The sequence below is a fragment of the Aeromicrobium sp. 50.2.37 genome (assembly GCF_024655735.1).
In the GTDB taxonomy this organism is placed as follows: domain Bacteria; phylum Actinomycetota; class Actinomycetes; order Propionibacteriales; family Nocardioidaceae; genus Aeromicrobium.
In genome coordinates this window covers 46,852-60,350 of record NZ_JANLGG010000009.1, presented here as the reverse complement: position 1 = coordinate 60,350, position 13,499 = coordinate 46,852, and the positions used below count along the sequence as shown (strand labels likewise).

13 protein-coding genes are annotated in these 13,499 nt (G+C 70.7%); 9 read left to right on the top strand and 4 right to left on the bottom strand.

Annotation, left to right across the window (positions count from 1 at the left end):
• The first annotated feature begins 132 nt into the window (after window positions 1-132).
• Window positions 133-1,104 (top strand): NAD(P)H-quinone oxidoreductase, encoded by a 972-nt coding sequence (locus NUV38_RS06665; protein ID WP_257728374.1) that lies wholly within the window; start codon window positions 133-135, stop codon window positions 1,102-1,104.
• 4 nt (window positions 1,105-1,108) lie between these two features.
• On the opposite strand, the gene NUV38_RS06660 is transcribed toward NUV38_RS06665, so the two are convergent.
• Window positions 1,109-2,266 (bottom strand): acyltransferase family protein, encoded by a 1,158-nt coding sequence (locus NUV38_RS06660; RefSeq protein ID WP_257728373.1) that lies wholly within the window; start codon window positions 2,264-2,266, stop codon window positions 1,109-1,111.
• Window positions 2,267-2,345: 79 nt separating this feature from the next.
• Here NUV38_RS06660 and NUV38_RS06655 point away from each other — a divergent pair, with 79 nt between their 5' ends.
• Complete coding sequence (locus tag NUV38_RS06655; RefSeq protein WP_257728372.1) at window positions 2,346-2,912, top strand: bacterial proteasome activator family protein; 567 nt, start codon at window positions 2,346-2,348, stop codon at window positions 2,910-2,912.
• Between the two features lie 35 nt (window positions 2,913-2,947).
• Window positions 2,948-3,511 (top strand): HTH domain-containing protein, encoded by a 564-nt coding sequence (locus NUV38_RS06650; RefSeq protein WP_257728371.1) that lies wholly within the window; start codon window positions 2,948-2,950, stop codon window positions 3,509-3,511.
• A gap of 144 nt (window positions 3,512-3,655) precedes the next feature.
• Here the strand turns inward: NUV38_RS06650 and NUV38_RS06645 are convergent, their stop codons facing one another.
• The gene (locus NUV38_RS06645) at window positions 3,656-4,438 is read right to left on the bottom strand and encodes an HAD family hydrolase (protein ID WP_257728370.1); all 783 of its coding nucleotides are present in this window, start codon (window positions 4,436-4,438) and stop codon (window positions 3,656-3,658) included.
• The gene (gene serS / locus NUV38_RS06640; RefSeq protein ID WP_257728369.1) at window positions 4,435-5,706 is read right to left on the bottom strand and encodes a serine--tRNA ligase; all 1,272 of its coding nucleotides are present in this window, start codon (window positions 5,704-5,706) and stop codon (window positions 4,435-4,437) included. Before serS ends, NUV38_RS06645 begins: the two co-directional genes overlap by 4 nt.
• Before the next feature lie 471 nt (window positions 5,707-6,177).
• Between serS and NUV38_RS06635 the strand changes: the two genes are divergently transcribed.
• Complete coding sequence (locus NUV38_RS06635; protein ID WP_257728368.1) at window positions 6,178-7,101, top strand: hypothetical protein; 924 nt, start codon at window positions 6,178-6,180, stop codon at window positions 7,099-7,101.
• Window positions 7,102-7,242: 141 nt separating this feature from the next.
• Here the strand turns inward: NUV38_RS06635 and NUV38_RS06630 are convergent, their stop codons facing one another.
• Window positions 7,243-7,857 (bottom strand): TetR/AcrR family transcriptional regulator, encoded by a 615-nt coding sequence (locus NUV38_RS06630; protein ID WP_257728367.1) that lies wholly within the window; start codon window positions 7,855-7,857, stop codon window positions 7,243-7,245.
• A gap of 107 nt (window positions 7,858-7,964) precedes the next feature.
• On the opposite strand from NUV38_RS06630, the gene NUV38_RS06625 reads away from it, so the two are divergent.
• Genes NUV38_RS06625 through NUV38_RS06605 form a run of 5 tightly spaced genes read left to right on the top strand, consistent with a single transcriptional unit; the run spans window position 7,965 to window position 13,483 of the window.
• Window positions 7,965-8,744, top strand: a complete 780-nt coding sequence (locus NUV38_RS06625) for an ABC transporter ATP-binding protein (RefSeq protein WP_257728366.1) — start codon at window positions 7,965-7,967, stop codon at window positions 8,742-8,744.
• On the top strand, window positions 8,741-9,607 hold the full coding sequence (locus tag NUV38_RS06620) for an ABC transporter ATP-binding protein (protein WP_257728365.1): 867 nt from the start codon (window positions 8,741-8,743) through the stop codon (window positions 9,605-9,607). The genes NUV38_RS06625 and NUV38_RS06620 overlap by 4 nt, the downstream gene beginning before the upstream one ends.
• Entirely contained in the window at window positions 9,604-11,445 is a 1,842-nt protein-coding gene (locus NUV38_RS06615) for a long-chain fatty acid--CoA ligase (RefSeq protein WP_257728364.1), read from the top strand. The genes NUV38_RS06620 and NUV38_RS06615 overlap by 4 nt, the downstream gene beginning before the upstream one ends.
• A complete protein-coding gene (locus NUV38_RS06610; protein WP_257728363.1) occupies window positions 11,442-12,338 on the top strand; it encodes a branched-chain amino acid ABC transporter permease in 897 nt (298 codons plus the stop codon). Before NUV38_RS06615 ends, NUV38_RS06610 begins: the two co-directional genes overlap by 4 nt.
• Window positions 12,335-13,483, top strand: a complete 1,149-nt coding sequence (locus tag NUV38_RS06605; protein WP_257728362.1) for a branched-chain amino acid ABC transporter permease — start codon at window positions 12,335-12,337, stop codon at window positions 13,481-13,483. Before NUV38_RS06610 ends, NUV38_RS06605 begins: the two co-directional genes overlap by 4 nt.
• Window positions 13,484-13,499: the final 16 nt, after the last annotated feature.

Here is a 13,499-nt window from a genome sequence, read left to right as displayed (position 1 = left end):
GCTCGAACGACTCCGCTCCCCGAGCCTGTCGAGGGGTCGAGGGGCGGACGCACGACCATCACTCACGACGACCACGCTAGAGCGACGCCTGCGCCCGCGCTCGTCCAACGCCGGGCCGATAGCCTCAGGCCCATGCGTGCTGTCGTCGTGCCCGAACCCGGTGGAGTCGAGGCCTTGCAGGTCGTCGACGTCGAGGCCCCCGAGCCGGGTCCCGGAGAGGTGCTCGTGCGGGTCACCGCCGCGGGCGTCAACCGTGCCGACCTCATGCAGCGCCAGGGGTTCTACGACCCGCCCGAGGGTGCGACCCCGGTCCTGGGCCTCGAGTGCTCCGGCGACGTCGTGGCCCTCGGCGAGGGTGTCACCGAGTTCACCAAGGGTGAGCACGTGGTGGCACTGCTGTCCGGCGGCGGCTACGCGGAGTACGTGGCCGTCCCCGCCGGCCAGGTGGCCGTCGCGCCCGGCGGAGTCGACCTGGTCGACGCCGCCGGCCTGATGGAGGTAGCGGCCACCGTGTGGTCGAACGTGTTCATGATGGCCAAGCTCCAGCACGGCGAGACGCTCCTCGTGCACGGTGGCGCCAGCGGCATCGGCACCATGGCCCTCCAGCTGGGCAAGGCGTTCGGGGCCCGGGTGGTCGTCACCGTCGGCAGCGACGAGAAGGCCGCGTTCTGCCGCGAGCTGGGCGCCGACCTCGCCATCAACTACCGCGAGACCGACTTCGTCGACGCGCTCGACGAGGCCGGGCTCAAGGCCGACGTCGTCCTCGACATCGTCGGCGCCAAGTACCTCGACCAGAACGTGCGCGCCCTCAACACCGCCGGTCGGCTGGTCGTCATCGGTCTGCAGGGCGGCGTGAAGGGCGAGCTGAACCTCAACCGGCTGCTCATGAAGCGGGCCGCGGTCATGGCCACGTCGTTGCGCGCCCGTCCCACCCAGGAGAAGGCGGCGATCGTGTCGGCGATGGTGGCCCAGGTGTGGCCGCTGGTGGCCGACGGCACGGTGCGGCCGATCATCCACGCCCGCATGCCCCTCGACCAGGTGCGCGACGCCCACCAGGTGCTCGAGGACTCCAGTCACACCGGCAAGGTGCTGCTGACCCTCTGACTCCTCAGAGGATCAGCTGCTGCGGCCCCGACGGCTGGCGGTGCGGGTGGTGGCGCAGGTCGGCGTCGTCGGCCGGGCCCTGAAGCGCCGTGGTGCGGGGCGCCCCGGCCGTCGTCTGCACCGTCGACACGATGACGTCGGCCATGCGCTCGCCCACCCGACGCAGCCCGGTGTCGAACGCCGGATGCGCCAGCAGCGCGAGCGACGCGACCGTCATGAGCACCGCGATCGCCGACGCCGGCCACGCGTCGATGCCACGGCCCTCGAACCACCACTGCGCCGCGAACACGAACGGCACGTGGAGCGCGTAGATCGCGAGGCTGCGGCGCCCGAGCAGCTCGGCCACACGCTGACGCCGCGGCACGAGCGCGAGCAGGGCGAGGGAGCACACGACCGCAGCAGCGAAGCAGACGATCCGCACGGCGAGCGCCACGACCGGCGAGTCGTGCATCGAGCCCGCCGTGTCGGCCCCGCGGTACCAGCGAGGGTCGACGCCCCAGACCAGGACGGCGCTCGTGACGCCGGCCAGCACCAGCACGGCGGGGCCGACGAGCGCGCTGCCCACGTCGGCGGTCCGACGCAGCAGCGCCGCACCGTAGAGGTGGCCCGCGACGAAGAACGGCAGGTAGCAGGCCGCGCGCGCCCACGCCACGACGTCGGTGTCGGCCACGGGTGCCGTGACCGCCACCAGCGAGACGAGCGTGGCGACCGGCAGCGCCGCGCGGCCGAGACGCTTCACCAGTGGCAGAGCGGCCAGCCACCACGCCATGGCCAGCAGGAACCACATGCCGTAGACCGGGTGCACCAGGGTCTCGGGGGTGGCCTCCCCGCCGCGCAGGGTCAGGAACGCGACCTGGAGGACGAGGTACAGCCCCACCATCTGCGCGATGCGGTGGGCGCGACGTCGGGTGCTGGCGGTGATGCCCGCGAGCAGCACGAACAACGGCATGTGGACGACGTAGAGGGCGGTGAGGACGGCGCGCTGCGGCTCGCTCGACCAGCCCGAGTACAGGCCGTCGGGCGCCTGTCCGCCGGACGTCTCCAGGAAGTGACCCAGGACGACCCCGCAGATCAGCACGCCCTTGAGCACGTCGAGCCGCGGGTCGCGGCGTCGCGCAGGGGCCGACGTCGGCCCGGTCCTGACCTCGCTCGTGGTGCTCATCCGCACGACTGAACCAGCCTCGCCGGCCGGTTTCAAACCGTGGCGGGCCGGTGTGGGCGGTCTCTCATAGGCTGGCCGCATGAGTGAACGTGAGTCCGAGCCCCACCGCTCGACGCAGCTGTCGACGCCGTCACCGCAGGTCATCGGCCCCGACGGCACGCCCGTCGACGCCCCCGGAGACGCGACCCCGGAGACGGCGCAGCGCGGGACCCCGCTGGGTGACCTCGTGGAGCAGCCGGCCAAGGTCATGCGCATCGGCGGCATGATCCGCCAGCTCCTCGACGAGGTGAAGGCCGCCCCGCTCGACGACGCCAGCCGCACCCGCCTGCGCGAGATCCACCGCCAGTCGGTCAAGGAGCTCGAGGACGGCCTCGCCCCCGAGCTGGTCGCCGAGCTGCAGCGCCTCAGCCTGCCGTTCGAGGACGAGTCGCCGTCCGACGCCGAGCTGCGCATCGCCCAGGCCCAGCTCGTGGGCTGGCTCGAAGGTCTGTTCCACGGCATCCAGGCCGCGCTGTACGCCCAGCAGGTTCAGGCACAGGCGCAGTTCCAGAACATGAGGCTCGCCCTACCGGCCTCAAACGGCCCAGAAAGTGACCAAAGTACCGAGTCGTCGCAAAGCGGCTCCACGGGAGGGATGTACCTCTAGGGTGTCGTGAAATGGTGCGACCGGGAGAGGGACCCATGACCATCGTGAACGACATCGCCGCGCCCCCGTGCACACGGGAGCCGGTCTTCCGTGACGAACGCCTGTACGCGGGAGCGAACGAGCTCGACGCCGCGTCGCGGGCCGGCCTGGGGGAGATCCTGGCGCAGGCCCACCGTCGGTGCGCGGGATGCCCCATGCTCGTCGACTGCCTGTACCGGGCGGTCGTCGAGGTCGACGTGTCGGGCTTCGTGGCCTGCACGACCGAGGCCGACCGGGCCAGCATCCGCGACAGCCTCGGCATCGTCGTCGACGCCAACCAGTCCGGCTCGTACGGTCCGGCCCGTCTCGGCGCCGGCCCCGTGAGCCACGAGGCCGTCCTGGCGGCGCGCACCGCGCACCCGAAGGACACCTGCCAGCAGCTCGCCGAGCGGCTCGGCTGCTCCACGTCGACCATCAAGCGCCACCTGCGGCGCGCCCGGGCCGAGGCCGAGCAGCAGGCGTCGGCGCTGGCCGCCGTGGCCGACCTGCCCCGCCGCATCCCGTCGGTCGACGAGGTCCTCGACGCCTTCGACTCCCTGGAGTCCAGCCAGCTCGCGTGAACCGCCCCTCCTCGTCAGAGGTAGGTGAGGCACCGAATCGGCCGTCCGAGGTAGGTCCGGAACCGAATCCGGCCGTCGGAGGTAGGTGAGCCACCGAATCCGACGTCGGTGAGGTGCCCTACCTACCTCCCGCCGGATCGCGGGTCAGAGCCAGCGACGCAGCTCGTCGGCGAGACCGTCGTCGACCACCGAGCCGGTGACGTCGTCGGCCACCGCCTTGAGCTCGTCCGAGCCCTGGCCCATGGCCACGCCGCGCCCGGCCCAGCGGAGCATGTCGTAGTCGTTCATGCCGTCGCCGACAGCCAGCACGTCGGCCTGCTCGACCCCGAGCCGCGCGCACACGACCTCCAGGCCCGAGGCCTTCGAGACGCCCTCGGGTGCGATGTCGAGCCAGGCCGTGTAGCCGATGTTGTAGTTGACCTCGTTGAGGCCCAGCCCGTGCACGAGCGCGCCGAACTCCTCGACGTCGTGCTCCGGTGCGCGGATGATCACGCGCGTGACCGGCTCGGCCACCAGCTCGTCGACGTCCTGGATCTTCACGTCACCGCTGATCTCCCACTCCGGGAACGGCGCGCTGATCCGGTACCCGGTGCCGACCTCCTCGACCGCCACGAGGGCGTCGGGCACGTGCTCGAGCACCCGGCGGACGGCCTCGCTGGCATCGAACGTGACCGTGTGGATCACGTCGACCGGGCTGTAGGTGTGCACCACGGCGCCGTTGCTGGCCACCGCGATGCCGTCGTCGAGTCGCAGGTTCTCGGCGGCGTCCATGACCCCGGGGATGGCACGGCCGGTGGAGATGACCACGTGCACGCCGGTGTCCTTGAGCGCGTGCACGGCGTCGCGGACCACGTCGGTCATCCGGTTCTCCCAGTCGACCAGGGTGCCGTCGACGTCGAGCGCGACGAGCTTCGGCCGCCAGGTCATGCGCCGGCCTTCGCGACCGGCTCCAGGACCTCGCCGAGGAACGGGTGCAGGGCAGCGGGGAGGCGGACCGACCCGTCGGCCTGCTGGCCGTTCTCGAGCAGCGCGACGATGATGCGCGGCATGGCGCACAGCGTGCCGTTCAGCGTGGCGGTGGGCTCGGTGCCGCCGTCGTCGAGCCGGTTGCGGATGTCGAGGCGGCGGGCCTGGAACTGCGTGCAGTTCGACGCGGAGCTGACCTCGCGGTACTTGCCCTGGGTGGGGATCCACGCCTCGCAGTCGAACTTGCGCACCGCGGAGAGGCCGAGGTCGCCCGCGGCGACGTCGATGACCCGGTACGGAAGCTCGAGCAGGTCGAGCCACTCCTTCTCGAAGCCGAGGATCTGCTCGTGCTGGGCGTAGGACTCCTCCAGCGACGTGCAGACGAACATCTCGACCTTGTCGAACCAGTGCACGCGCACGATGCCGCGGGTGTCCTTGCCGTGCGAGCCGGCCTCGCGGCGGAAGCACGGGCTGAACGCGACGTACTTCTTCGGGCCGTCGAGGATCTCGTCGGAGTGGTAGGCCGCGAGCGGCACCTCCGACGTGCCCACGAGGTACAGGTCGTCCTTCTCGAGGTGGTAGACGTCGGCCGCGGCCTGGCCGAGGAAGCCCGTGCCCTCCATGGCGCGCGGCTTGACGAGCGCCGGCGGGATCATCGGCGTGAAGCCCCACGCGGCGGCCTTCTGCATCGCCAGCTGGGTGAGCGCCAGCTCCAGCTGCGCGCCGACGCCGGTGAGGAAGTAGAAGCGTGAGCCGCTGACCTTCGCGCCGCGCTCGACGTCGATGGCGCCGAGCAGCTGGCCGAGCTCGAGGTGGTCCTTCGGCTCGAAGCCCTCGGCCGCGAAGTCGCGGGGGGTGCCGACCTCCTCGAGGAGCACGAAGTCGTCCTCGCCGCCGGGCGGGGCGTCGGGCGCGGGGTTGGGCAGGGTCTTGAGCAGCGCGGTGAAGGCCTCGCCGGCCTCGTTCTGCTCGGCGTCGGCGGCCTTGACCTGGGCGCTCAGCTCCTTGGTGCGCGTGAGCAGCTGCTGCTTCTCGTCGCCCTGGGCCTGCGCGACCTGCTTGCCCATCGACTTCTGCTCGCTGCGCAACGCCTCGAACGCGGCGATCGTGGAGCGTCGGCGCTCGTCGGCCTCGACCAGCGCGTCGACGATCGACGGGTCCTCCCCGCGGCGTCGCTGCGCCTCTCGGATGGCCTCGGGGTCGTCTCGCAACAGCCTGGCGTCGATCACCCCGCCAGCCTATCCGGGCCCCTCCCGCCCCCTCCCCCTGACTCGTACCGCCCCCACCCCCCTTCCCGCCGCCTTCACTCGTCAGAGGTAGGTGGCCCGCGGAATCGCCCCGAGCGGTAGCCCTTCCGCGGATACCGGGTGGATATCCGCGGGGCACCTACCCCCGCCCACCGAGGAGGCGCGGTGCACCTACCGCTGGAACACGCGAACCCAGACCCGACGCGACCCGGAGCTGTGGATGAACCGGTCAGGACAGGTCGTTCTTCCACAAGCCCGCGGCCGACACTCCCACTCCGAGCCGTCCGCCACTGCACTGGGGACGTGCCTCGTACTCCCGTCGTCCCCGCCGAGCTTCGTCGCGGTCCCTTCCACATCGATGACGCAGAGCGGGCCGGGGTGAGTCACCACCGTCTACGCGGCGCCAGCTACACGAGGCTCTACCCCCGCGTCTGGGTCCACACCGATCACGTCATGACGGAGGCCTGCTGGTGGCGCGCGGCACTGCTGCATGCTCCCGACGACGCGATGTTCACCGGCGCCACCGTGCTCCAGCGGCTCGGCCTCGACCTCGGTCCGCACCTGCCGATACAGATGGTCGTGCCGCGCGATCTTCACCGCGACGTCGACGGCATCGTGTTCCACCGCACCGAGCGCCTGCCCGACCACGAGGACAGGACCGTCTGCCCCGAAGCGGCGTTCGTGGAGATCTGTCGGTGGTTCTCCCTGCCGGAGGCTGTGGCGGCCGGCGACTGGCTCCTCGCCCAGGGGCACATGACCATCCGTTCGCTGCATCGATTCTGCGAGAGGGACGACTGGAGAGCGGGCGCGTGGGAAGCACGGCAGGTCTCGCGCCTGCTCGACGCGAAGTCGCGTTCCATCCCCGAGTCCAAGACCCGCATCTACTTCTGGGCCGCGGGTCTTCCGGCCCCCGAGGTGAACGCTCCCGTCCTGGTCGACGGTCGCGCGGTCGCTCTCGCGGACTGGCTGTGGCGCCTCTTCCGGCTCGCGGCCGAGTACGAGGGCGGCCACCACCAGAGCGATCGGTCGCAGTACCTCAAGGATCTCGACCGGTACCGGATCTTCAGGCGGATCGATCTCGACTACGTCCAGGTGACCGCGGAGCACAGCCCCACGTCGGCGGTGCTCGCGGTCTACCGACGCCTCGTCGCGAACGGCTACACCGGGCCGCCACCGAACTTCGGGCCTGGCTTCCAGGGCTTGACCGAACCGGTTCCCCTCACGCTTCCGCGCTTCGGCTTGGGCGCGCCAGACCCGACGGGCCGTTATGCGCCACTCTTCACATCTCCTCGGGCCACCGCCAGTCCGTCGAGAGGTGCCGCGTCACCTTCCGACCGAGCGGTAGGTGGCCCGCGCTACCTCGGCACCCCGAGGTAAGCCTTCCGCGGATACGGCAGCGGTATTCGCGGGCCCTCTACCTCTGACGAGTCGATTCCGCGGGCCACCTACCTCTCACGGCCGAGCACCGACATTCCGCGGGCCACCTACCTCTGACGAGTCGAGGCGGGCGGGGAGGGGTCAGGGGGAGGAGAGGAGGGCGCGGACGGTGTGGAGCATGGCGGCGTGGGCGGCGGCGACGGAGCGGTGCAGGTCGTCGCGCAGGAGGGACCAGGCGTTCCACGACGTCGCCGCGACGAGGGCGTCGAGCAGGGCCGCGGGGTCGGAGCAGGCGTCGAGCTCACCGGCGAAGGCCTGCTCGATGTCGTGCACCACCCGCTCCACGTGACCGAGTCGGCTCGAGCGCAGCGTCGGCGAGAACGGCTCCTTCAGCTGGGCCGCGCGCGCCGCGGGCGAGATGTTCTCGAGCCGACGTGCCCGCTCGGCGCAGAAGCGCTCGATGCGTTCGGGCAGCGGGGCCGTCGGGTCGACCTCGCCGCGCAGGGCCGAGTCCTGCTCGAACCAGTAGCCGGTCGTGGCCTGGAGCAGGCCCTCCATGTCGCCGAACGAACCCCACAGCGTGCGCACCGAGACACCGGCGCGCTCCGCCACCTGGGCCGCGGTGGGCAGCAGGTCGCCTCCGCGGATCAGCTCCGCGTGCGCCTCGACGATGGCCCGACGGGTCCGGTTGCCGCGCGCCACCCGCCCGTCCCGCTGCTCGCGCTCCGGGAGCGGCGACGCCTCTGGTCGAATCACGCAACCATGATGCACCCGAAGTGAACATTCACACCAGGTGCATATTGCTTGTGACCCACGTCATGGCCTAGGTTCGCCGCAACCCCGCAGCCGACGAGAGGGATCCTGTGCTGGCGGTCAAGAACCTGGAAGTCGTCTACAACGACGTCGTCCTCGTGCTGCGTGGCGTGAGCCTGCAGGTCCCCCGCGGCAGCATCGTCGCCCTGCTCGGAGCCAACGGCGCCGGCAAGACGACGCTCCTGCGCGCACTGTCCGGGCTGCTCGACGTCCACGACGGGGCCATCACCAAGGGCCAGGTCACGCTCGACGACGTCCCGCTGCACACGCTCACCGCGCCGAAGATCGTGGCGGCGGGCCTCGGGCAGGTCCTCGAAGGACGCCGGGTCTTCTCGGAGTTCAGCGTCGAGGAGAACCTCCGGGTCGGCGGGCACACCCGCAAGGGCAGCCTCAACGACGCCGTCGAGGAGGTCTACGAGCTGTTCCCGGTGCTGCGCGAACGCCGACGCAACATCGCCGGCTACCTGTCCGGCGGCGAGCAGCAGATGCTGGCCATGGGCCGTGCGCTCGTGGCCAAGCCCGACTACCTGCTCCTCGACGAGCCGAGCCTGGGCCTCGCGCCGCGCATCGTGCAGCAGATCAAGGACATCGTGGTCGAGATCAACCGACGTGGCACGACCGTGCTGCTCGTGGAGCAGAACGCCACCATGGCGCTGTCCATCGCGAGCCACGGGTACGTGCTCGAGCACGGCAAGGTCGTCATGGACAAGCCGGCCGCCGAGCTGCTCGCCGACGACGACATCCGTGACTTCTACCTGGGGCGCGGCGAGCTCGCGACCTCCTACCGCGACGTCAAGCACTACAAGCGACGCAAGAGGTGGCTCTCGTGACCCACTCGCTCACCGAACCCACGCCCCGCCCCGACGCCGGCGCCTCGACCGAGCCGGTCGTCAGCCTGCGCGGCGTCGAGCTCGCGTTCGCCGGGGTCAAGGCGCTGCAGGGCGTCGACCTCGACGTGCACCAGGGCGAGCTGTTCGCCGTCATCGGTCCCAACGGCGCCGGGAAGACGTCGATCTTCAACGTGCTGTCCGGCGTGTACCGGCCGCAGAAGGGGTCGGTCACGTTCCTCGGGCAGGAGATCCTCGGCTCCAAGCCGCACGCGATCGCCGCGATGGGCATGGCCCGCACGTTCCAGAACATCGAGCTGTTCGCCAACCTCGACGTCGTCGACAACCTCATGCTCGGGCGCCACCACGCGCTCGGCTACGGCTGGCCGTCGGCGCTCGCCTGGCTCGGCCGAGCCCGCAAGGCCGAGGTGCGCAACCGCCGCGAGGTCGAGGAGATCATCGACTTCCTCGAGATCGAGGCCTACCGCCAGCTGCCCGTGGGCATGCTGCCGTACGGCGTGCAGAAGCGCATCGAGCTGGGCCGAGCCCTGGCCATGGACCCCAAGCTCCTGCTGCTGGACGAGCCGGTCGCCGGCATGAACGGCGAGGAGACCGAGGACATGGCCCGGTTCATCCTCGACGTCGCCGGCGAGCTGGGCATCGCCATGATCCTCGTCGAGCACGACATGGGTCTGGTCATGGACCTCGCCGACCGCGTCATGGCGCTGGACTTCGGCACACCGATCACCACGGGCACCCCCGCCGAGGTGCAGGACCACCCGGGCGTCATCGCTGCGTACCTGGGTGTCGACGACCTGGGCCCCTCGGCGAGCGAGCCCGGCGACGACACGGAGGACCTTCGATGAGCCGCCCGACCTTGGCGCAGGCCGTGCGCGAGCGCGCCCGCACCGGCCCCGACGCCGTCGCGATGCGCGAGAAGAACCTCGGCCTCTGGGAGGAGATCACCTGGGCCGACTACTGGGAGCAGTCGGTGCTCGTGGGCCACGCCCTCCTCGCCGCAGGCGTGCAGGTCGGCGACCGCGTGGCCGTGCACAGCGAGAACCGGCCCGAGTGGCTGTTCTGCGACGTGGGCATCACCGCGGTCCGCGCGGCCACGGTCGGCCTGTACACGACGAACCCGGCGCCCGAGGTGCTCCACGTGCTGCGCGACTCCGGCTCCTCCTTGCTCGTCGCCGAGGACCAGGAACAGCTCGACAAGGCGCTCGAGGTCATCGAGGACCTGCCCCAGCTGACGACGATCGTCTACCTCGACCCCCGCGGCATCCACGGTCGCTACGACGACCCGCGCCTCGTCTCGTGGGACGACTTCCTCGCCGCGGGCCGGGCCCACGCGCAGGAGCACCCGGGCGCGGTCGAGGCGCTCGTCGACGCCGCCCAGCCCGACGACCTCGCCACCCTCGTCTACACGTCGGGCACCACCGGCCCCCCGAAGGGCGCCATGCTCTCGACGGGCAACATCGCCTGGGTCGTGGAGCGGCTGCGTACCGATGCGCTGATCGACCCGGCGGCCAACGAGAAGGACCTCGCGGTCTCCTACCTCCCGCTGTGCCACGTGGCGGAGCGCCTGTTCACGGTGTGGACGAGTGCCGCGTCGGGCGTGCAGATGAACTTCGCCGAGTCCATCGACACGGTGCAGCTGGCGCTGCGCGAGATCCAGCCGACGCTGCTGTTCGGCGTGCCCCGCATCTGGGAGAAGCTCGTGGCCGGCGTGCAGATCCGCATGTCGGGCGCCTCGCGCCTCAAGCGCGCCAACTTCGCGCTCTGGATGCGGGTGTCGCGCTGGATCGGGCGCACCCTGGTCGCGAACCAGGGGCGGCACACCCTGGCCACCCGCGTGGCCTACGCCGTCGGCTGGCTGTTCCTGTACCGGGCCCTGCGCGAGCGGCTGGGACTGTCGAAGGTGCGCTACGCCGCGTCAGGCGCCGCGCCGATCGCCCCCGAGGTCCTGGAGTTCTTCATGGGCCTCGGCCTGCCGATGCACGAGGTGTACGGCATGACCGAGAACAGCGCGGTCGCCACGGCCAACCGCCGGGGCCGGGTGCTGCTCGGCACCGTCGGCGAGCCGCAGGACGGCATCGAGCTGCGCATCGACGACGAGACGGGCGAGATCCTCACCCGCCACGAGGGCACCTTCGCCGGGTACTGGAACAACCCCGAGGCGACGGCGTCCACGATCGACGCCGACGGCTGGCTGCACACGGGCGACGTCGGCGAGTGGGTCGACGGCACGCACGTGCGCATCACCGACCGGCTGAAGGACATCATCATCACCGCGGGCGGCAAGAACATCGCGCCGAGCGAGATCGAGAACAGCCTCAAGGCGTCGCCGTACGTCAAGGAGGCCATCGTCATCGGCGACCGGCGCAAGTTCCTGACCGCGCTCATCGGCATCGAGCTCGACACCGTCGGCGACTGGGCGCAGCGCCAGAGGATGCCGTTCACCACCTACCGCGACCTCACCGAGAAGCCCGAGGTGCGTGCCCTCGTGCAGAAGGTCGTCGACGAGACCAACACCAAGTTCGCCAGCGTCGAGACGATCAAGGCGTTCACCCTCCTGCCGAAGGAGCTCGACCACGACGACGGCGAGCTCACCGCCACGCAGAAGGTGCGGCGCTCGGCCGTGACCGCCCAGTTCGAGGACCTCATCGACCAGATGTACGCAGGCGACAGGAGCCGCACGTGAACCAGTTCCTGCAAGCCGTGCTGAACGGCGTGGGCCAGGGCGCGATCTACGCCCTGCTGGCGCTGGGCTACGTCATGATCTACAAGGCCACGAAGGTGATCAGCTTCGCCCAGCCGGCGCTCATGATCATCGGCGGTCTGTTCACGTACCACTTCACGGTCGAGTTCGGCCTGCCGTTCTGGATCGGCATGGTCCTCGGCATCGTCTGCGGCGCGCTCGTCGGCATGCTGGTCGAACGTGTGGCCCTGCGCCCCATGGTGGGCAAGCCGGTGTTCACGCTCGCGATCATCACCATCGGCATCGACATCGTGCTGCGCATCGTGGCCAACCGGTACATCGGCGCGCAGCCCAAGATCGTCACCTACCCCAGCGGCAGCGAGCGGCTGGAGCTGTTCGGGCTGTCGATCTCCTACCAGCGGATCGGGCTCATCGCGGTCACGGCCCTGTGCGTCGTCGGCCTGGTCGTCTTCTTCCGCGCCACCCGCACCGGCCTGGCCATGCGGGCCACGGCCATCGACCAGGAGACCGCGCTCGCGCAGGGGATCCGGGTCGGCACGATCTTCGCGATCGCCTGGGGCATCGCCGGTGGTCTCGCGGCCATCGCCGGCACGTTCGTGGCCGCCGGTGCGGCCGGCATCGAGCAGACCAGCTGGACGATCGCGCTCAAGGCGCTGCCGGCCATCATCATCGGCGGCCTCGACAGCGTGCAGGGTGCCGTGATCGGCGGGCTCGCGGTCGGCGTCGTCGAGGCGATCACCGCCACCTACCAGCCGGAGTACGCACCGTGGCTGGGCACCAACTTCGCCCTCGTCGTCCCCTACGCCCTCATGTTCGTGGTGCTGCTGGTCAGACCGTACGGGCTCTACGGCACCAAGGAGGTGGAGCGGGTATGAGCATCACCTCCCCGTTCCGACGCGGCGGCCTGCGCGGTCGTCCGCTCGCCCGCACCGACTACGCGCAGGACATCGCGCTCGTCAACACGCCCGGCAAGCGCCGTTCGCTCGCGGTCATCCTGGTGCTGTCGTTCCTGCTGCCGTTCCTGGTGGCCGACGACCTGCTGCAGGTGCTGGCGCTCGGCATGATCTCCGCGGTCGGCGCCATCGGGCTGAACCTCGTGACCGGGTACGCCGGCCAGGTCTCGCTGGGGCACGCGTTCTTCATCGGCCTCGGCGCGTACACGGGCGCCGTCCTGGGTGGCAACCCCGACGGACCGGTGCTCGGCTACGGGCTGCCGATGTGGATCTGGCTGCCGGCGGCCGGTGTCGTCGCCGCCGTCGCCGGCCTGGTCGTCGGGCCCATCGCGGTGCGGCTGCGCGGCCTCTACCTGGCCATCGTGACGCTCGGCATCGTGTTCATCGGCGACCACGTGTTCCGCAACGCCCGCGACATCACCGGCGGCTCCGGCGTCGGCCGACGTGGCGCCGACCTGGAGCTGTTCGGCATCGACTTCGCCCAGGCCGGTCCGCTGCTCGGCATCGAGATGTCGCGCGAGCAGAAGCAGTTCTTCCTCGGGCTCGTGTTCCTCATCGTGTTCGCGATCATCGGCCGCAACATCGCCCGCTCGGGCGTGGGTCGCGCGTTCGGCGCCATCCGCGACCGCGACGTCGCCGCGGCCGTCATCGGGGTGGCGCTCACGAAGTACAAGGTCATGGCGTTCGCGATGAGCTCGTTCTTCGCCGGCGTCACCGGCGCCCTCTACTTCGCCGTGGTGGGCGTCTTCGAGCCGGGGGCCTTCAGCCTCCTGCTGAGCATCCAGTACCTCGCGATGATCCTCATCGGCGGCGTGGCGACGATCAGCGGCTCGATCATGGGCGCGATGTTCATCGCGCTGCTCCCCCGGATCTCGACCGAGATCGCCCACTACGTGCCGCTGATCAGCACGAGCGCCGTCGGCGGCGGGCTGCTGACCGTCTTCCAGCTCGAGGCGATCATCTACGGCGCCCTCATCGTCTTCTTCCTCGTCTTCGAGCCCCGCGGCCTCTTCGGCATCTGGATGCGGGTGCGGAACTACTGGAAGGGGTGGCCCTTCTCCTACTGACGTCGGTCCCCCCGCA